The organism is Vibrio qingdaonensis (genome assembly GCF_026191675.1).
GTDB lineage: Bacteria > Pseudomonadota > Gammaproteobacteria > Enterobacterales > Vibrionaceae > Vibrio > Vibrio qingdaonensis.
Genome location: NZ_JAKRRY010000021.1, coordinates 52,086 through 72,589 on the forward strand (window position 1 = coordinate 52,086; position 20,504 = coordinate 72,589).

The window sequence follows — 20,504 nt, forward strand, 5'->3', positions numbered from 1 at the left end:
TGAATAGGATAATATCAGAAAAAGAAATGCGCATCAGTAAGATGCGCATATTTAACAAAGGTTGGCCTTTTTAGCCAATCAAACCCCAAAAAGGTTCGATTTTTGCTCAGTTGGTAATCAATTTACTTCCAACTGTAACAATTGATTAGTTACAAGCGTCTTTCAGCGCTTTACCAGCTTTAAACGCTGGTACTTTTGCTTCTGCGATTTGGATTTCATCACCCGTCTTAGGGTTACGGCCTGTACGTGCTGCACGAGTACGCACGCTGAAAGTACCAAAGCCAACTAGTGCAACCTGGTCGCCATCTTCTAGTGTTGTGCTTACTGCTTCGATGAATGCATCTAGCGCACGTCCAGCTGAAGCTTTAGATAGGTCTGCGTTCTCTGCGATTTTTTCTACTAATTGAGTTTTGTTCACTGTGTTTCCCCTTAGTGTTACCGAGTTATTATTTTGAAAAAGGTAACGTTAGTTCCGTTCTAGTAATAAAAGACCCTAAGCCTTGTCTATCAAGGGTTCAGAGTTACATAGCTAAAGTTAGTGCGACAAAAAAACGCTGACAAGCTTTTTTTACTTATCAGCGTATTTCTTTTACCTAAATTTGGAGCACATCACTATTTTACAGGCTCAAATGCGACGCCAAGTGGTGAACGCTCTAGCGCAACTTCCAGTACATCATCAATCCATTGCACCGGAATGACCTTTAAATCGGCAATAACGTTGTCAGGAATCTCTTCTAGATCACGTTCATTATCCTTAGGAATCAGCACGGTTTTAATACCGCCTCGATGCGCCGCAAGGAGTTTTTCTTTCAAGCCGCCAATCGGAAGTACTTCGCCACGAAGAGTAATTTCACCCGTCATTGCCACTTCAGCTTTTACCGGATTACCCGTTAAACTAGACACTAAAGCGGTACACATCGCGATACCCGCACTTGGTCCATCTTTAGGCGTTGCTCCTTCAGGAACGTGCACGTGGATATCACGTTTTTCATAAAAATCGGTATTAATACCCAATTTCTCTGCGCGAGCACGTACCACTGTCATTGCAGCCTGAATAGACTCTTGCATGACATCACCCAGCGAACCGGTTTGGGTCAACTTGCCTTTACCTACCATTGACTCGGTTTCAATCGTAAGTAGATCGCCACCAACCTCTGTCCAAGCAAGACCGGTTACCTGACCAATACGATTGCTGTCGTCAGCTTTACCAAAGTCGCAACGTTGTACACCAAGGAACTCTTTCAAGTTATCTTGATTAACGACCACTTTCTTCAGTTCAGTGTTGAGCAAAATGTTCTTCACCGCTTTACGACAGATCTTTGAAATCTCGCGCTCTAGGCTACGAACACCTGCTTCACGGGTATAATAACGAATAATGCCAATAATCGCTGAATCTTCAATCTCGATTTCGTGTGGCTTCAAGCCATTACGTTGCACCTGCTTATCCACCAAATGACGACGAGCAATATTGAGCTTTTCATCTTCGGTGTAGCCAGACAAACGAATCACTTCCATACGGTCAAGCAAAGGACCCGGAATATTCATTGAGTTAGACGTCGCTACAAACATCACATCAGACAGATCGTAGTCCACTTCTAGATAGTGATCGTTAAAGGCGTTGTTTTGTTCTGGGTCGAGGACTTCAAGCAAAGCTGATGAAGGGTCACCTCTCATGTCAGAGGCCATCTTGTCGATTTCATCTAACAGGAATAATGGGTTTTTCACGCCCACTTTTGACATTTTCTGAATCAACTTACCCGGCATTGAGCCAATATACGTTCGTCTGTGACCGCGTATCTCAGCTTCATCTCGAACCCCACCTAATGCCATACGTGTATACTTACGGCCTGTAGCTGACGCAATAGAGCGCCCTAGCGATGTTTTACCAACGCCTGGAGGACCAACAAGACAAAGGATTGGACCTTTAAGCTTGTTGATACGGTTTTGCACCGCAAGATACTCAAGAATGCGCTCTTTAACACGTTCTAAACCATAGTGGTCTTCGTTAAGCGTTTCCTCAGCTTTCGCCAAGTTCTTTTTCACTTTAGAGCGTTTCGCCCAAGGTACGCCGACCATCCAATCGATATAGCTGCGAACCACTGTCGCTTCAGCCGACATTGGTGACATCATTTTAAGCTTTTGCAGCTCTTGTTCTGTCTTTTCTTTCGCTTCCTGAGGCATTTTGGATTCTTCAATCTTTGCCTTCAGCGCTTCAAATTCATCCGGTGCATCGTCTAAATCACCAAGCTCTTTCTGAATCGCTTTCATTTGCTCATTCAGATAGTACTCACGTTGTGATTTTTCCATCTGCTTTTTAACTCGGCCGCGAATACGCTTCTCAACTTGCAGTAAGTCTATTTCAGACTCCATCTGCCCCATCAAGAACTCTAAACGCTCAGACACATCAAGTAACTCTAGTACTTGTTGCTTATCCACTAATTTCAGTGGCATATGCGCAGCAATCGTATCTGCGAGACGTGCAGCCTCATCAATACCACTCAGTGACGTGAGCACTTCTGGCGGGATCTTTTTGTTTAGCTTAATAAACCCTTCGAACTGATCAATAGCACTACGAACGATGACTTCTTCTTCGCGTTCTTCAAGCTCTGGGGTAATAAGAAATTCAGCGTCCGCCATGAAGAATTCTTCATCACGGTAATGATTGATTTTTGCTCTTTGCTGACCTTCCACTAGAACTTTTACTGTTCCGTCTGGAAGTTTTACTGTTCCGTCTGGAAGTTTTAATAATTGAAGAATCGTGGCAACGGTGCCTGTGGTGAAAAGATCTTCAATGGTAGGTTCTTCAGTATCTGCTTCTTTTTGAGCGACGAGTAGGACTTGTTTGTCATTATCCATTGCCGCTTCCAAGCAACTAATGGACTTTTCGCGGCCAACAAACAAAGGAATTACCATGTGTGGGTAGACCACAACGTCGCGCAGAGGCAATACCGGGATTTCGATACGCTCGGAACGTTCCAAGTTCATATTATTCTCTCTTCCGCTTAGTATTATTTTCTGTATATGGGGGCGTATTCGTTGGATTCAATAAAAGAATAAAAAAAAGGAGGTATCCAATACCTCCTTTTTTATCACTCTTGCAAATTAGTCTGCACTTGCGACCTGATTATCATTATTGCTGTAAATAAGCAGTGGTTCTGATTCACCGTTTATTACACTTTCATCAATAACAACTTTGCTCACACCTGTAGCAGATGGCAGCTCATACATCGTCTCTAAAAGGACACCTTCTAAGATTGAACGTAGACCACGAGCACCGGTTTTACGTTCCATTGCTTTTTTCGCAATTGCACGTAAAGCATCTTCACGGAATTCAAGCTCTGCACCTTCAAGGTCAAACAACGCACCGTACTGTTTCGTTAGGGCATTCTTTGGTTCATTCAATATTTGAATCAACGCTTCTTCATCAAGCTCCGTCAATGTCGTTGTAACGGGTAGACGACCAATAAATTCCGGAATAAGACCGTACTTCACCAAATCTTCAGGTTCTACCTGCTTGAACAACTCACCGGCTGTCTTAGTTTCATCTTTAGAGCGTACTTCAGCGCCAAAGCCAATACCTGCGCCTGTCGCAACACGCTGATCGATAACTTTATCAAGACCTGCAAACGCACCACCACAAATAAACAGAATCTTCGATGTGTCTACTTGTAGAAATTCTTGTTGAGGGTGCTTACGACCACCTTGTGGTGGAACGGAAGCGATCGTGCCTTCAACGAGTTTGAGTAGTGCTTGCTGAACACCCTCACCAGATACATCACGGGTGATCGATGGGTTTTCCGCTTTACGCGAGATTTTATCAATCTCATCGATATAAACGATGCCGCGCTCAGCTTTGGCTACGTCGTAGTCACACTTTTGAAGAAGTTTTTGAATAATATTCTCAACATCCTCACCCACATAACCCGCTTCGGTCAATGTGGTGGCATCAGCCATCGTAAATGGTACGTCTAGGAAACGAGCAAGCGTTTCAGCAAGTAGCGTTTTACCACTACCCGTTGGACCGATAAGTAGAATGTTACTCTTACCCAGTTCAACACCATCAGCTGTTGTATCACCATTGCGAAGACGCTTATAGTGATTGTATACCGCAACTGAAAGCACTTTTTTTGCGTAGTCTTGACCGATTACATAATCATCGAGGTGCGCGCGAATATCTTTTGGCGTTGGCAACGCTTCGGATTCTTTTTTCGGGAGCACATCTTTAATTTCTTCACGAATGATGTCGTTGCATAAATCAACGCATTCGTCGCAGACGTAAACAGAAGGGCCCGCAATTAGCTTGCGAACTTCGTGCTGACTTTTGCCACAGAAAGAGCAGTACAGCAGTTTACCACTACCACTCTCTTTGCTTTTATCTGTCATTCGCTAACCTCTTAGCCTGTACTTTCTATGATTTGAGTGTATATCAATTTAGACCAAAATGCGCCCGAGAATTAATCATTCTAGGCGAACAATTTGGTCTATTTACAATCAAACCGTTATGGATCAACCTCGTTGGGTCAATACCTCATCAATAATGCCGTATTCAGCCGCTTGTGCCGCTGACATGAAATTATCGCGATCCGTATCTTTTTCAATCACTTCTAGTGGCTGACCCGAGTGCTCAGCGAGTAACTTGTTCAGCTTCTCTTTAATTGTCAGGATTTCTTGTGCGTGGATCTGAATATCCGACGCTTGCCCTTGGAAACCACCAAGTGGCTGGTGAATCATGACGCGAGAATTTGGCAGAGCAAAACGCTTACCTGGTGCACCACCCGCCAATAGGAATGCCCCCATTGAACAAGCTTGACCAGTACATAACGTACTTACATTCGGTTTAATGAATTGCATCGTGTCGTAAATCGACATACCCGCGGTCACACTGCCACCTGGTGAATTGATGTATAGGAAGATGTCTTTGTCAGGATTTTCTGATTCTAAGAAAAGCAGTTGGGCAACCACAAGGTTTGCCATGTTGTCTTCCACTTGACCCGTCAAGAAAATGATTCGTTCTTTTAGTAATCGCGAGAAAATATCATAAGAGCGTTCACCACGGGAAGTTTGCTCAACAACCATAGGTACTAGCGCGTTCATAATTGGCGACATTGCATTTTTTTCTTGGTAGCTCATATTCTTATGTCCCTAAAATAAATGGCCCGGATGATAAACATCATACGGACCATTGTTAGCAGAGAAGTCGACTCTAAGTCAACCTTCTATACAAGATATTGCTTATTGAGCTGGTTGCTGATTCATTAGCTCGTTGAAGCTAACTTCTTTATCAGAAACTTGTGCTTTAGCAAGAATCGCATCAATCGCTTGCTCTTCTAGTGCAACGTTGCGCATGTTGTTCATCATTTGCTCGTTTTGCTCGTAGTAAGCGATAACTTCTGTTGGATCTTCGTATGCTGTTGCCATTTCAGCGATAAGTGCTTTCACTTTCTCGTCGCTTGCTTCTAGCTTCTCAGACTTGATTACTTCACCAAGAAGAAGACCAACCACTACGCGGCGCTTAGCTTGCTCTTCGAACAATTCACGTGGAAGTTGCTCAGCTGCTTCAGGGTTGCCACCGAAACGCTGTGCCGCTTGCTGACGTAGACCAACAATTTCTTGGTCGATAAGTGCAGAAGGAACGTCCATTTCGTTCTCTTTTACTAGACCATCAAGTGCTTGCTCTTTGATACGGTTTTTGATCGCTTGCTTAAGCTCACGTTCCATGTTTTTGCGAACTTCAGCTTTAAGTGCTTCAACACCACCTTCCGCTACACCGAACTTAGATACGAACTCGTCAGTTAGCTCAGGAAGCTCACGCGCTTCAACTTTGCTTACTTTAATTGCGAATTTCGCCGCTTTACCTTTTAGGTTTTCAGCGTGGTAATCTTCTGGGAAGTTTACGTCGATTTCAAATTCCATGCCGGCAGTCTTGCCTTTAACACCGTCTTCAAAACCAGGGATCATGCGACCAGCGCCCATCTCTAGTGGGAAGTTCTCAGCTTTACCGCCTTCGAATTCTTCGCCATCGATAGAACCAACGAAATCGATAGTTACGCGCTTACCGTCTTCTGCAGCTTCTTCAACTTCAGCCCACGTAGCTTGTTGCTTACGTAGCGTGTCGATCATTTCTTCAACGTCAGAGTCGTTAACTTCAGTTGCTGGCTTTTCAACAACGATGTTTTCTAGGCCCGCTAGTTCAACTTCTGGGTAAACTTCAAACGTTGCAGCAAAAACAAGGTCTTGACCCGCTTCGTTTGAAACAGGAGCGAACGTAGGTGCGCCTGCTGGGTTGATTTTTTCAGAAACGATTGCTTCGATAAAGTGGCGTTGCATTACTTCGCCCATTACGTCTTGACGTACTGCTTGACCGTACATTTGCGCAACCATTTTCATCGGCACTTTGCCTTTACGGAAGCCATCAAAACGACGGTTTTTCGCGATGTTGCGTAGTTCAGCTGTCACTGCATCTTCGATGTTTGCAGCAGGAACAGTAATGTTTAGACGGCGCTCTAGGCCCTCTAGAGTTTCAACAGTAACTTGCATTCTATAAACCTCAGTTTGGCTCAGCGTTAGCCGAGCATATGAGCATCCATATCAAGTAAACGATATGACTATCAACTTAAACGATACTTCAGCTTCATCCTTGTTAGTGCACTAATGCACCTTCTAAATGGGTATCGATAATCATCAAACATGTTTCATGACTACCGGACTAATAAGTGACGTCTTCTTTTATGAAGGGTTACTTCGAAGGCATCTCCAATTAGTCTCAGGACAAAATTTCAGACGCGACATTCTAGCGATCTCAATCTATGGTGTCGAGTCGAACTCCAATCAATCGGTGGTTTTGTCACTAATTACTCAACGAAACGAACAAACCAAAGAGTTTCCTCTCGGTTCCAACCAGAAATGGGGACAATATTGCCATTTTCAAGAAAATAAACGTTTTTTTTTGTTAAACCTTTAAAAACGCGAACTAAGTCCCCTTTCCTAGCTTGCCACCTCTCAGTTCATATAACTTTTTCGCCACATATTCATCAAATTCGTTAACCTATGCACAAGCGATATGACGGAGGTACTATGCGATTAAAACAGATATTATTCGGCCTAACCGTCCTGTTTATTGTCCTTTCTACCCTAGGAGGAAAATGGTACTGGCAACACAACTTTGCGTTACTTAAAGAGCAACATGAAAGTTGGCTCAACCGATTTGTTGAAAATATCGACAGCAAACTCGATAAATATCGTCATATCCCGCAACTGTTATCGCAAGACAAAGAGTTAGTCGATGCCCTACTCACCCCAAACAACAGTGCTCAGCTTGAAATCACTAACCGTTATTTATCGCAAGCCAATCATGTTGTCCAAGCATCTGACACCTATCTCATCGACAAGTTCGGTAATACCATTGCGTCGAGTAACTGGCGCCTCAAGCACTCTTTTATTGGTAAAAATTTCGCTTTCAGACCTTACTTTCAACAAGCTATAAGGGGTAAACAGAGCACTTACTTTGCCTTGGGCTCAACTTCTGGACAACGTGGTTACTATTATTCTTATCCCGTGACCTACGCCGCCGAACATATTGGCGTTGTGGTGGTTAAGATGGATCTCTCCACGATTGAGCGAAATTGGCAAAGTGATACCAGTATCTATGTCGCGACCGATAATAATCATGTGGTTTTCATGTCAAGCCAAACGGAATGGCTGTTCCACAGCTTAGCTCCGTTGTCTGCCGGTACGTTGAATAACATCAAACGCTCAAGACAGTATCTCTCTACGTCTATTCCCGATCTCGGTTTTAAGGGGTTGTTGACGGCAGACTCGAGCATTATTACCAAACCAAACAATACTCTGTTTACTCAGAGTTACTTAATGAGCCAACGAGATTCCGGCGTACCCAATCTCACCTTGAGGGTACTCACGCCACTTTCTACGCTTTACATCGATATATTCGCGTTTGTATTTATCCTGTTTCTGTTATTTATCACCGCTTATTTGATTATGGTAGTGATTGCTACACGCCAATCTAAACATCGACAAATCGCGCGCCTTCAAGCAGAAGCAAAGCAAAAGCTGGAATTTCTAGTGATGGAAAGAACCTCGGAATTACATGTCGAAATAGATGAACGAGTCAAAACTGAAAAAGCGCTCCGGAAAACACAAGACGAACTGATACAAGCTGCAAAGCTGGCGGTACTTGGACAAATGTCGGCGAGCATTAGTCATGAGTTGAATAACCCGCTCGCAGCCATTCGAAGCTTCGCTGAAAATGGTCAGCGGTTTATACAAAAACAAAAAATTGACCGCGCGGAAGATAACCTAGCCCGAATTGTTGCGTTAACGGAGCGTATGGCAAAGATAAGCCAACAACTTAAATCCTTTGCCAAGCGTAGTGACGCCGATGAACTGTGTGAAGTCAGCCTAACACCCATTATTTTTTCCACGCTTGAGCTAATTCAACCACAATTAAAAACGAGCCAAGTTGTCCTTAATTACACCGCCACAGAAGATGAAATTCTGGTGTGGGTCAATCCGATTCAAGTTGAGCAAGTGCTGATCAATTTAATTACCAATGCCATTCAAGCAATGGCATTGCATGAGGTAAAGCAGCTCGAAATTTCTATTCAAACACATACCCTGAGCGTCGATATCCATATCGATGATTCAGGACCCGGATTAGACGATCATGCCCTTAGTGAACTATTTGAGCCCTTCTATACAACGAAGGATAACGGACTAGGGCTGGGGCTTTCGATCTCCCAACAGATTATCCACAACCTCAATGGGAAAATATCCGTGACCCGCTCTCCTCTTGGTGGTGCGCGTTTTACCGTTTCCCTTCCCACCCGTCATGCCACGATAATTAAGGAATAATCTATGAGCCATGTGTTTTTTATCGACGATGAAACCGATATCCGCATCGCTTTGCAGCAAAGCTTTGAATTGGCTGATATCAATGCGCAGTGTTTTTCTTCAGTTGAAGATGCGCTGCTAGCACTTCAAGATCAGCCCCCTCCGCTGGCAATTATTTCCGATATTCGTCTGCCCGGCTTATCCGGCATGGATTTGCTCAGAACCATAACTCACCAACATCATGCTATTCCGGTTATTTTAATCACAGGCCACGGCGATATCTCCATGGCGGTGCAGGCAATCCAAGAGGGTGCCTATGACTTTATTGAAAAGCCATTCTCTGCCGATAGGCTTATTGAAACTACGTTGCGTGCCATTGAGAAACAGCAGTTGACTCTAGAAAATGAACGCTTAAAGCAGTCACTAAAAGTCAGTCAAACCCTAGGGCCAAGAATTATTGGTGACACGAATATTATTCAAGAATTAAGGCACACCATTACTGCCGTGGCCGACACCAGCGCAGACATTTTGTTGTTTGGCGAAACCGGAACGGGTAAAGAACTGGTCGCTCGCTCTTTACATGAACAAAGCGCACGACGCGATGCAAATTTTGTCGCCGTCAACTGTGGCGCGGTACCTGAAAACCTAATAGAAAGTGAACTATACGGCCATGAAAAAGGCGCATTCACAGGTGCTGATTCTGCACGCATTGGGAAGTTCGAACACGCTCAAGGAGGCACGCTGTTTCTTGATGAGATTGAGTCAATGCCAATACAAGCACAAATCCGTCTTCTCAGAGTATTACAGGAGAGAGTGATAGAACGTGTCGGCTCCAACAATTTAGTGCCGCTAGACATCCGAGTCATCGCCGCCACTAAGGTGGACCTCAAAAAAGCCGCTGCTCAAGGTACCTTTCGTGAAGACCTCTACTACCGGCTGAATGTCGTCACGCTACAACTCCCACCATTGAGGCAGCGTAAGGAAGACATACCTGCGCTATTTCATCACTTCTTGTTGGTTGCCGCCGCTCGCTATGGCAAAGCTTCCAACGCTCTGCCTGCCACCGATCTACAAGCATTGATGAGTCAAGACTGGCCAGGAAATGTGAGAGAACTGCGCAACTGTGCGGAACGGTTTGTACTGTTAGGAAAGTTAAGTAACTTGGCTGAGCCTAATCAAGAGCCTACCGATTCGCCACTCACCACCCAAGTCGCCGATTTTGAAAAAGCGCTGATTGAACAGGCGCTAGCAAGCTGTGATGGCAAAATAAACGACACCATGAACGTACTGCAGACCGCTCGAAAAACGCTTTACGACAAAATGCAAAAATATGGGCTAGATAAAAACGACTACAAAAATGAATAGGCGGACGTGCACATCAATAGCTACCTTTCTCTCCCTTTATTGCTAAGCAACATAATAGTGACGAAAATAAGCTCGAAATCTATTTATCGACTTCTATACTGAAAATAACAGCAACAATTTATTAACAAAAGAGAGGTCGCGCATGGGTGAAAAAACCACGGTTCCCGCCATTACCGAGACCATTGAAATTGATGGCGTCTATTATGTCGAGCAACGAGAATACACTGACCGACGAACTCAGCGTAACCAACGCGTATTTTATGAGCGTCGTTCGCAACCCGATCCACGCACCGCGCATATCAAACACATTGACGAGGAAGTGTAACCTTCCTCGCCATCTGTTATGTACAGCCAAGCACTGAACAGCGGTGTGTTGACCTATTTTACGCAGTCTAGTTGTACTGGTAGTCATCTTGTTTCTGCTTGAGTTCACGCTCAAGTGTGACGCCTATTTAGTAATAATTTCAGGGCCCATGAGTAACGTTGGTAACCACGTTGACACCCAAGGGACATACGTCACGATAATTAAGAATAAGAACATCACGCCAACCCAAGGCAACGCCGCTTTGACCACGCCCATCATCGACATCTTTGCCACACCAGCCGTGACAAATAGGTTTAATCCCACTGGCGGAGTAATCATGCCTATTTCCATATTCACCACCATCATGATCCCTAGGTGAATTGGGTCAATACCAAGCGCTATTGCAATTGGGAAAACCAATGGCGCGACAATAATCAGAAGCCCGGAAGGCTCCATGAACTGCCCACCAAGCAATAACAGAATGTTGACCACAATAAGGAAGGTAATCGGTCCCAGCCCTGCTGACAGCATCGATTCAGTGATCATCTGCGGGATGCGTTCTTCTGTTAACACATGCTTCAATATCAACGCATTGGCGATAATGAACAACAGCATGATTGTCAGCTTCCCTGCTTCATAAAGCGTGTGTTTGGTATCTTTATGTACAAAGGTCTGCACAATTTTCACGATAACTGGTTGGCGATTTTCTTTATCAGCAAACGGGCCCATATCTTTATAAATAAAGTTGGCAATCAGAAATGAATACACAGCGGCAACAGCAGCAGCTTCGGTTGGTGTGAAGATACCGCCATAAATACCACCTAAGATGATCACCACCAATAACAAGCCCCAGCTTGCATCTTTGGCAGCATCAAAGGCTTCTTTCCAGCCGACAAAAGGTTGCTTAGGTAATCCTTTTACTCTTGCAGCAATGTAAATGGCAATCATCAACATTAACCCTGCAAGCAGTCCCGGAATCACCCCACCCAAAAACATTCGTCCTACGGATACATCCGTCGCCGCAGCATAAACTACCATCACGATCGAAGGTGGAATCAGTATTCCTAGTGTCCCTGCATTACAAATAACGCCAGCAGCAAACTCTTTGGTGTAACCATTTTTAATCATCCCTGCAATAACGATACTACCAATAGCAACTACGGTAGCCGGGGACGACCCAGATAGCGCGGCAAACATCATGCACGCAACAACCGACGCCATGGCCAAACCACCACGAAATGACCCGACCATTGCAATAGCGAAACGAATAATACGCTTCGCCACGCCACCAGTAGACATAAAGCTGGATGCTAAGATAAAGAACGGGATCGCTAGCAGCGTATAGTGACCAGCAAAGGCATTAAATAACGTTTGAGCCACCGAGGCTAAAGACGCATCGGAATGCATTAACAAAAACAAAATGCTCGATAAGCCTAGTGAGATGGCAATTGGCACGCCCACCAGCATGAAAGCAATAACCATTAAAAATAGAAATAAAATCGCCATAGGTTACTGCCCCTTATCCTTGGTATTGCCTAACGTACTGTGCTTACTAGATTCACTGGCTGCTATATTTTCGAAGGCGTTATCTTCAGCCATCTCAGCCTTTAGCGCCTCTAAGTCTTCTTCGGCTTCGTGACCGGCAATCATGCGATCCATTTTTCCTGTCACCACCTGATAAGCAACATGCAAGAAACGATAAGTCAGCATTGCCATGCCAATTGGTAGCGCCATGTAAGGGATGAATCGAGGCAGTTTCTCGTAACGCTCGCCTTCATTGAGCCAATCCGCCAAAAATTGCAACATCTCAGGCATAGGGATATCGTCGGTTTCATACCACGCTCGCTCGGTGACAAATGGATACCAATAATTCCAAGAGCCGATTAGCAGCAGTATCGAAAACGTTAAGCAACTCAGTACCGCGATAATGGCGCACATTTTACGCCACTTGACGGATACCATATTGATGATGACATCCACGCCAATATGAAAATGTTTTTTAACACCATACGACGCGCCAACCAGTACCATCCACGCGAACATAAAGACGGTTAATTCAAGTGCCCAAAGAATATTGTCGTTAAACACATAACGAGAAATAACATTGGCGAAAGTCAGCAGCGTCATCGCACCAAGAAAAAAGGCGATCAACGCTTCTTCAAATGCATCGGTCACCTTACCGATTTTTGTCGTTATTGATTGTTCCATGTGAACCATCACTTTTTATAAATAGGGAGAAGAGAAGTTGGCCTTGCGTGAACAAGGCCAAACTTGGGTTTGATGGTATTACTGTTGGTTTGACGCCTGCGCAGCCTCTATCAGCTCCGAGCCGATATCTTTCTCAAACTTTGCCCACACAGGTTGTAGCGCTTCTACCCACAGCTGACGCTGTTCGGGCGTTAACGTTCGAACTTCCCCACCCGCTTCAATGATGTTGTTTTTGTTAGCTAAGTTGACCTGACTGGATTCCGCATTGCGCGTCTCTGTCACTTCTTTAATGATAGTGCCAAGCTGGTCGCGAACATCGTCGGGTAGCCCTTTCCAAAAATCATTCGACGTCACAACTAAATAGTCCAAAATACCGTGGTTAGTCTCAGTCACACCATCTTGAACTTCAAAAAACTTTTTGCCGTAAATGTTCGACCATGTGTTCTCTTGCCCATCGATAACCTTGGTCTGCAAGCCACCGTACACTTCTTTAAATGACATTTTTTGTGGGTTTGCACCAAGCTGTTCAAACTGCGCCACTAATACATCGGATGCCTGAACACGGAACTTTAGCCCTTTCGCATCTTCTGGCACCAATAGCGGTTTATTGGCTGACATTTGCTTCATACCGTTATGCCAAAACGCCAGACCTTGTAAGCCTCGGCGCTTCATGGCATTTTTTAGCTTGTCACCAGATTCTGAGTTCTGGAAGCGGTCTACGGCGTTCACGTCTTCAAATAGAAAGGGGAGATCAAAAATGCGGTATTTTTTCGTGAACTTTTCAAATTTTGATAGCGATGGTGCAGCGAGTTGTACATCACCATTTAGCATGGCTTCGAGCACTTTATTATCATCATAAAGTGTCGAGTTTGGAAAAACCTGCATACACGCCTTGCCGTTCATCTCGGTATTCACACGCTCTTCAAGTAACGATGCCGCGATGCCTTTTGGGTGTTTGTCGGTATTCGTTACATGACTAAACTTAATAACAATTTCACCCGGATCGCAATTGGCGGCCGCATTGAAACTCGCCACAGACAGGATGGAAACCGTAAGTAGGGATAGAGGCTTTAACATTCTTATTCTCCTTGGATTGAAGCAGTCCCTTCAATGGGTACTGATACTTCTATAGAGCAAGTTGAATGCCAACCATAAAATGTATTTATATTTCAGTAGTTTAAGTTTATATTTATATCTAAGATCCGAAATGGACTAAGAAAATGGGGGGAAAATGACCCATCAATTACGTTAGAAAGGGTAAACAATGACTCATTTCGTACTGTTACTATCTGTGCTTTTTTATTAGAACGGTAGATTACTTGTATGCAACTAATTCACAGTAGTGAGCCCGATATTGACAGCTTTCTACGCGCTCAACTCTTCTAAACCCTGCTTGTTGTAGCATAGATATAAATGTGTTTTCTTTTATTAAATGCGAATATTTAGTGAATTTATATACGTCTCCAGCGATTGAAATATCTACGTCCCACTTACGTTTCAACGACGCCTCATCGTGAGTTATCTTTTCTCTTACTCGTACTGGTAGGCAATTGACTGATTTCTCTTCGTGCTCAATCACCAATGGTGCATCGAAATTAAAGTGTTTCTCTGAAGGAATATCGATATATAAACACCCATCGTTTCTTATCGCTTTATAGATCCCATTAATCGCTTTTTTAACACCATTAAGATCTCCCAACATCTGATGTGACTCCCACATATCAGAATAAACGATTGAATTCCCTCGACATAAAACTAAATCGAAGGACTCTGGCAATTTATAGCCCAATTCATCCCACTGAATTTTTAGGGGACTCGTTTGCACATTATCTCTATGCGCGTTTTCACTAAACCGACGTAACATGTCACTACATGCATCCGAGCAGACAATATTATGACCCGTTCTAATTAAATCGATAACACCAAAACCAGTGCCTACCGAGCAATCTAAGACACGGCCAAAACGATAAGGTTTTATAATGGACTCTAACGATTCTACGAGGGTATCCCTGCAGGTCACTGCATCTAAATAATAATCAATTTGGGCTGGGAATGACAAAGGCTTCACAGGGCACCCTCTCGCTCTTCGTATTGGTACTCACTATCTACCCAAAATTTCAAGCGATCTCTATCTATTTTGCTGTTATGTCGCTTATCGGTCGGCAATAAAGAGGGATAAAGCATAATATTCGACGACGCATACCCTAAACCAATAAGCTTCTCTTTGATGACATCAATATTGACGAATCCTTGTTCGGACTTAGGTATGACTACCGTAACATGCTGATCATTATCACAAATAACAGCACTGGCACTAATTCCGGTATGTAAGTTTATAAACTGCTCTATCGCGTCAGGACAAAAATAATTATCGCCGTATGAAATAGCGTACTTTTTGCGAGTCATAAACCATACAACACCATAATCATCAACGTATCCAATATCCCCCATTTTATGCCAAGTAAGATCACTCTCAGGAATGCGTACCTTTGATCGTTTTGTCAAATCTGGTTTTCTAAAATATTTACTTGTTACCCGTTCACCAGCAACGATGATCTCACCGATTGTATTAGGTTTCAGAGGGAGCGATAGAGCTGAATTGCAGTCTACTGATATCACCTTCACTTGAATGCCATCACACGCGGTACCTAATGGGATTCCCATCCCCTGCGCAGTCTTGTCTAGTGATAATGTTTTAAAGTCTTCATAACGAATCATCGTAAGTGGAAGTAATGCCTCTGTACTTGCATAAGGAATATAAATATCGCCTTTATTTAGTAACGAATTCAACTTTCTCAACATATTTAAATTCAAAGATGCTCCCGCTGTCGATATTATTTTTATATAATCAAGGCTATGAGATTGGGTTTCTAGGCACTCAATCACTCGAACCCAAAACGCTGGCGATGCGAATATATATTGACATCCATAATACTCCATTTGATGCAAGATATTGCTAATAGGCATAAGGTTAGGTTGTAGAGAATTAGTCTCAGGAATAATAGCCTTTCTATTGTTATAGATACACGCCAGAGCTAGGTATGGAAACAATACAAATTCTTTATCAACCAATTTATGAATTTTATTTAACTCTTGCGCCTGTGACTTCAACTGTGCAATAGTCCATGGAACGCCTTTCGGTGTTCCCGTCGTTCCCGTGGTATACAGTAATAAACACTCAGTTGAATCAGAAACCATGACGTCAGGATAGTCCGATGGATCTATCGCCCATAATTCTATTGATGAACAAGTCGTGAACCCTTCGATTTTCTTATCACTAAGCCATAAAACTGGCTTTAGCTCGTCAATACATTCGACAAGTTGGCTCTTTTTCTGGCTAACATCTACCAAACTTGGAATGGCGCCAATCATAAAGCAACCATATAGAATTGAGTAATAATCAAGTGAGGCTGGCACAGACACGATTACATGGTCATTTTGACGTACACCAGACGCCCATAAACGACCCGCTACTTGTCTACTGCACGCCAATAACTCAGACGCTATATATTCCTTTCCTAACGCAGCATCAATAAGAACTGTATTATTATCCTCTGAGGAACTTTGAATAAGAGATTCAATAAACGTGTTCATATGTTACCTATATAGCGAAGTGAGCTATGGAGTTTATACTCCCTTAATATATAGGTCTTTTGTAATTATCATACCTTGTAGACATTTCAAATAACCAGGAAACCAACAACATTGTAAGTTACAAACAGCTCGTTAGCATAAAAATAGTACAGCCCAGAAAACGCCAATATTATTCCCCCTATTAACAAGCAATAACTAATACAAATCACCACCTACAGACCAAGATAATACCATTTATTATCGAAGGTAATTCCAGAGTTTTAGTGATTCACTTATCGTCAGAAGACTTAAGGGGTACTAATTCCGACTTCAGACCCAATTTCAGATAATAAGTGCGACTAAAAGAGGTATTAAGTGCTAAATAAAACACTCGAACACCCCGCTGCTTACCTAAATCGCCGCTTTTACTGCTTTGGCTAGCTTCTTCGCAGTCTTTTTAGCATCGGCATTTGGGTCATTAAAAAAGTCTGTTACGACATCGAAGATAGCACCTTGCACGTAACTCGTTGTCGCCATTCCTTGTGACACACTCGGCACCAGATCACCGCTCCTTTCTGCCATTTTAAAACTCGCCAATGAATCCAGTGAGCATTGGTCGAACTTAGACATGTCTAAATCCGTTCTGGCAGGTAGTGAGCCTTTTTTTAGATTAAAGGTTTCTTGAAAGTTTTTGTCTAAGATTGCGGCGGCAAGTGCTTTCTGGGCATCCACATCACCACTGTCTTTTAAATCAAAAAAGGCGAAACTATCAATGTTGTAAGTAAACTGCTCCGCCGTACCCGGTGCTGGCGCACAAATAAAGTCTTTACCAGGTACTTTACCTAAAGCAATAAACTCACCCTTTGCCCAGTCACCCATTATCTGCATTGCCGCTTCACCGTTGGCGACCATAGAAGTCGCTTTATACCATTGACGCTCTGGTGCGTCGCTGTCCATATAGTCGCGCAATTTCTTGAACTTGACGAGCGCTTCTACCATTTTATCGCTGGCCAACATTTCTAGGTCAAGCTCAACAAATGCCTTTGTATAACCTTCTGTTCCCAGAACACTTAAGGCGATCGTTTCAAACATGGTCGCATCTTGCCAAGAGCCGACGCCATTTGATAATGGTAAGTAACCGGCCGACTTAATCTTTTCAGCGACAACAAAAAACTCATCTAGAGTGGTAGGCACACTCACCCCGGCTTTTTTTAGTACCGCTGGGTTTGCCCACAACCAATTGACTCGGTGAATATTCACAGGAACAGCGACATATTCACCATTAAATTTCATTATATCGGTAACGATTTTCGGAACTATTGCATCCCAATCTCCCGCTGCCGCAACATCATCTAAATTGGTTAAAAAGCCAAGGCTTCCCCACTCTTGAATATCGTGGCCTTTTATTTGGGCTGCGGATGGCGGATTACCTGATACGGCGCGCGTTTTGAGTACCGTCATCGCCGTTTCACCGCCACCACCGGCGACAGCAAAATCCTTCCAGGTATGCCCCTGCTTTTCAAGACTGAATTTTAACGGCTGTACTGCTTTTGCTTCACCACCAGATGTCCACCAGTGAAGCACCTCCACCTCTCCTGCATAGGAAAGGTGGGGCAGCAATGCAGGTGTACTCAGCGCTAGCGTCAATAACAGTTTGTTTATTCTCATTGTCGTTCACATCGTCGTCGTACAACACTCGCAGTCCACGAGCTGTCTAGGGTGAAATAGATAGAAGTTAATCGGTTTTCACTAAGTTTCTAGTTTATGACTAAGCTTCTAGTTTTTACTAAGCTTCTAGTTTTTACTAAGCTTCTAAGTTTATTACTAAGCTTCTAAGTTTGGCGGGATGAAGACTTGTACCTCTAGGCCGCCAACATCTGCGTTTCGCATGATTAAGTCCCCGCCTAAGCCGTGGAGAATACTGCGGCATATCCCAAGTCCCAAGCCATGCCCATCTTTATCTGTTGCCAATCTCACATACGGCTCAAAAACCGCTTCAATTTTCTCTTTCGGGATACCCGGCCCTTTGTCTTGAATCGTCACGATTATCCAATTCGGTGTTTCTTCAACGTTAATGAACGCTCTATCCCCGTACTTAACCGCGTTATCCACTAAGTTGGTTAGCACTCGCTTAATCGCAAGTGGTTTGGCAATAAACGGTTCAATCGGCTCGGAAGTGACCGATACTAGCGTATGCACTTGGTTATGCATTTCAGACACACTACGGATAATCTCATTAAGGTCGATATAAGCGTTGTTTTCATGCAAATCCGTGTCACGAACGCACTGCAGCGCACCTTTTACCATCATTTCGAGTTCATCGAGATCAAGATTGAACTTGTCACGCTTAGCGTCATCATCAAGCAACTCGGCACGCAATCGCAATCGCGTAATGGGTGTTTTTAAATCATGAGAAATCGACGAAAACAGATGTTCACGATCGGCAATGTACTTACGAATACGCGTCTGCATGCGATTAAACGCCCGAGTTGCCGTCACAAGTTCTGTCGCGCCTTGTTCAATAAGTGGCGGCTGGTCAATATCCATGCTCATATCATTCGCCGCTTTTGCTAGACGCCTTAACGGTTTCACCTGCGCTCGAACCAGTAAAAAAGTCAGCAGCAATAGCAATGTGGTAGAGGTGATCAAAAACACCATTTGATCTTGGGTCAACATCGTATCATCGAGCTGGATATACGGAGACGGTAACAAGGCTGCGATATATAACCATTCGCCTTGGGCAATTTTTAACTGTACAACCAGCACTGGAGGATCAAGCGGTCCAAGCGTGAGTGTATGGTGCGCCCATGACTTGGGTAAGTCGTTGAGAAAAATATCGTTTTTTAATAATCTTAAATTTTCCGCTTTGGAGAACTCAACACTAACCGCTTGAATCGATGGTAGTTTTTCATTCAATACGTCGCTGACCGATGTCATCGAGGCCAGCTTTAACGGGGTATCTGGAATCGGGTCGACGATCAGCTCTTCTTTATTAAACGATACGAAGAAGCGTGTGCCACCCATATTACGGATTTGGTCTAGAACAATATGTCGGTATTTGATGGGCAACTTTTGAAAAAAGGTCACCGTCGATGCAAACATGTTGGCCATGCTGGCAGAGGTATCTCGGATGCCCGCCAGTTCATCTTGCTTGGTTTTTTGATACCAGATAGCGGTTAGAACGCCCTGTGAGCAGACTACTGCTAACAGGGTTAATAACAATGTGCGGGCAACTAAAGTATTGAGGTTAAAGCGTCTTAACCAGCGGGAACGAGACATCAGGGTTTCACCATTTTAACTTAGTGCTATTCTAGCTTAATGCAATCTTGGCTTACCGCCATTCATCATGAACAACGGTTACATTCACCAGCGACTAATACCCATACTCAACCGCAACGGAAAGAATATAACCATTACCACGCATCGTTTTAATGTAATGTGGGAACTCGGTACTTTTACCTAGCCTATTACGGATTCGGCTCAATTGAACATCAATCCCGCGTTCAAAAGGTAGCGCTTCTCTACCACGAGTCGCAAAAGAGATCGTGTCTCTATCTAGTACTTCATTAGGCTTCGACAAAAACAGCATCAATAGCGCAAAGTCACTACCAGATAAATCATGATGGCGATTGGTTACTCGATTCACCATACGTTGCGATAATGTATCAAGACGCCAGTCACCAAAATCAATCGTTCTTGGTGGCTGTTCATCACGATCTTCATGAATGTGAGCTCGTCTTAATAGTGCTTTAATACGCGCCATCAGTTGACGAGGGCTGAATGGCTTAGCAATGTAGTCATCTGCGCCAATCTCCAGACCAATGATCTGATCCGTTTCATCCGAGACGGCTGTTAGCATAATAATCGGCACTTGCGAGTCACGACGTACACGTTGACATAACGTAAAGCCATCATCACCAGGTAACATGACATCCAATAAAATTAAGTCTGGATAGCCTTTCGCTTTGATGAACAACTCCATTTCAACACCATCTTCTGCTGTGGTGACCTGAAAACCCGATTTACTCAAATACTCATCAAGTAATAAGCGGATCTCCTCATCGTCATCTACGACAAGAATGTGTGTCTTTGGTTGCATTTCCAATCCTTAATGATTACGTCACAGCCTATAGTGTAAGGCTTTGTGGTTTTATTTATCATCGCTTCATTAATAAAAGTAACACACGAATCTTGACTAAGATCACGA

General features: G+C 43.7%; 16 protein-coding genes. 3 read left to right on the forward strand and 13 right to left on the reverse strand.

Going from position 1 to position 20,504, the window contains the following annotated elements:
- Nucleotides 1-145: 145 nt before the first annotated feature.
- The 5 genes from MD535_RS15415 to tig all read right to left on the reverse strand — a co-directional run bounded on the left by MD535_RS15415 (nt 146) and on the right by tig (nt 6,537).
- On the reverse strand, nt 146-418 hold the full coding sequence (locus MD535_RS15415; RefSeq protein ID WP_102470995.1) for an HU family DNA-binding protein: 273 nt from the start codon (nt 416-418) through the stop codon (nt 146-148).
- 194 nt (nt 419-612) lie between these two features.
- A complete protein-coding gene (gene lon, locus MD535_RS15420; protein ID WP_265675915.1) occupies nt 613-2,985 on the reverse strand; it encodes an endopeptidase La in 2,373 nt (790 codons plus the stop codon).
- Between the two features lie 117 nt (nt 2,986-3,102).
- On the reverse strand, nt 3,103-4,383 hold the full coding sequence (clpX, locus tag MD535_RS15425) for an ATP-dependent protease ATP-binding subunit ClpX (protein WP_265675916.1): 1,281 nt from the start codon (nt 4,381-4,383) through the stop codon (nt 3,103-3,105).
- A gap of 123 nt (nt 4,384-4,506) precedes the next feature.
- Nucleotides 4,507-5,130 carry an ATP-dependent Clp endopeptidase proteolytic subunit ClpP gene (gene clpP / locus MD535_RS15430; RefSeq protein WP_250618449.1) on the reverse strand — a complete coding sequence of 208 codons (624 nt, stop codon included), beginning with the start codon at nt 5,128-5,130 and terminating at the stop codon, nt 4,507-4,509.
- Nucleotides 5,131-5,232: 102 nt separating this feature from the next.
- Nucleotides 5,233-6,537, reverse strand: a complete 1,305-nt coding sequence (gene tig / locus MD535_RS15435) for a trigger factor (RefSeq protein ID WP_265675917.1) — start codon at nt 6,535-6,537, stop codon at nt 5,233-5,235.
- A gap of 537 nt (nt 6,538-7,074) precedes the next feature.
- Here tig and MD535_RS15440 point away from each other — a divergent pair.
- The 3 genes from MD535_RS15440 to MD535_RS15450 all read left to right on the forward strand — a co-directional run bounded on the left by MD535_RS15440 (nt 7,075) and on the right by MD535_RS15450 (nt 10,537).
- Nucleotides 7,075-8,868 (forward strand): sensor histidine kinase, encoded by a 1,794-nt coding sequence (locus tag MD535_RS15440; protein ID WP_265675918.1) that lies wholly within the window; start codon nt 7,075-7,077, stop codon nt 8,866-8,868.
- 3 nt (nt 8,869-8,871) lie between these two features.
- Nucleotides 8,872-10,212, forward strand: coding sequence for a sigma-54-dependent transcriptional regulator (locus MD535_RS15445; protein ID WP_265675919.1), 1,341 nt, complete (start codon nt 8,872-8,874; stop codon nt 10,210-10,212).
- 142 nt (nt 10,213-10,354) lie between these two features.
- Nucleotides 10,355-10,537 (forward strand): hypothetical protein, encoded by a 183-nt coding sequence (locus tag MD535_RS15450; RefSeq protein ID WP_265675920.1) that lies wholly within the window; start codon nt 10,355-10,357, stop codon nt 10,535-10,537.
- A 123-nt stretch (nt 10,538-10,660) separates the two neighbouring features.
- On the opposite strand, the gene MD535_RS15455 is transcribed toward MD535_RS15450, so the two are convergent.
- From MD535_RS15455 to MD535_RS15490, 8 genes are all read right to left on the reverse strand, one after another.
- On the reverse strand, nt 10,661-12,022 hold the full coding sequence (locus MD535_RS15455) for a TRAP transporter large permease (protein WP_265675921.1): 1,362 nt from the start codon (nt 12,020-12,022) through the stop codon (nt 10,661-10,663).
- A gap of 3 nt (nt 12,023-12,025) precedes the next feature.
- On the reverse strand, nt 12,026-12,733 hold the full coding sequence (locus MD535_RS15460; RefSeq protein WP_390902943.1) for a TRAP transporter small permease: 708 nt from the start codon (nt 12,731-12,733) through the stop codon (nt 12,026-12,028).
- 69 nt (nt 12,734-12,802) lie between these two features.
- Nucleotides 12,803-13,801: a TRAP transporter substrate-binding protein gene (locus MD535_RS15465; protein ID WP_265675923.1), complete on the reverse strand. Its 999-nt coding sequence runs from the start codon at nt 13,799-13,801 to the stop codon at nt 12,803-12,805.
- Nucleotides 13,802-14,039: 238 nt separating this feature from the next.
- The gene (locus MD535_RS15470; RefSeq protein ID WP_265675924.1) at nt 14,040-14,792 is read right to left on the reverse strand and encodes a class I SAM-dependent methyltransferase; all 753 of its coding nucleotides are present in this window, start codon (nt 14,790-14,792) and stop codon (nt 14,040-14,042) included.
- A complete protein-coding gene (locus MD535_RS15475; RefSeq protein WP_265675925.1) occupies nt 14,789-16,318 on the reverse strand; it encodes an AMP-binding protein in 1,530 nt (509 codons plus the stop codon). The genes MD535_RS15470 and MD535_RS15475 overlap by 4 nt, the downstream gene beginning before the upstream one ends.
- Nucleotides 16,319-16,708: 390 nt before the next feature.
- Nucleotides 16,709-17,965, reverse strand: a complete 1,257-nt coding sequence (locus MD535_RS15480) for an ABC transporter substrate-binding protein (RefSeq protein WP_265675926.1) — start codon at nt 17,963-17,965, stop codon at nt 16,709-16,711.
- Nucleotides 17,966-18,121: 156 nt separating this feature from the next.
- Nucleotides 18,122-19,576, reverse strand: coding sequence for an ATP-binding protein (locus MD535_RS15485; RefSeq protein ID WP_265675927.1), 1,455 nt, complete (start codon nt 19,574-19,576; stop codon nt 18,122-18,124).
- Nucleotides 19,577-19,670: 94 nt separating this feature from the next.
- Nucleotides 19,671-20,396 carry a response regulator gene (locus MD535_RS15490; RefSeq protein WP_265675928.1) on the reverse strand — a complete coding sequence of 242 codons (726 nt, stop codon included), beginning with the start codon at nt 20,394-20,396 and terminating at the stop codon, nt 19,671-19,673.
- Between the last annotated feature and the right edge of the window lie 108 nt (nt 20,397-20,504).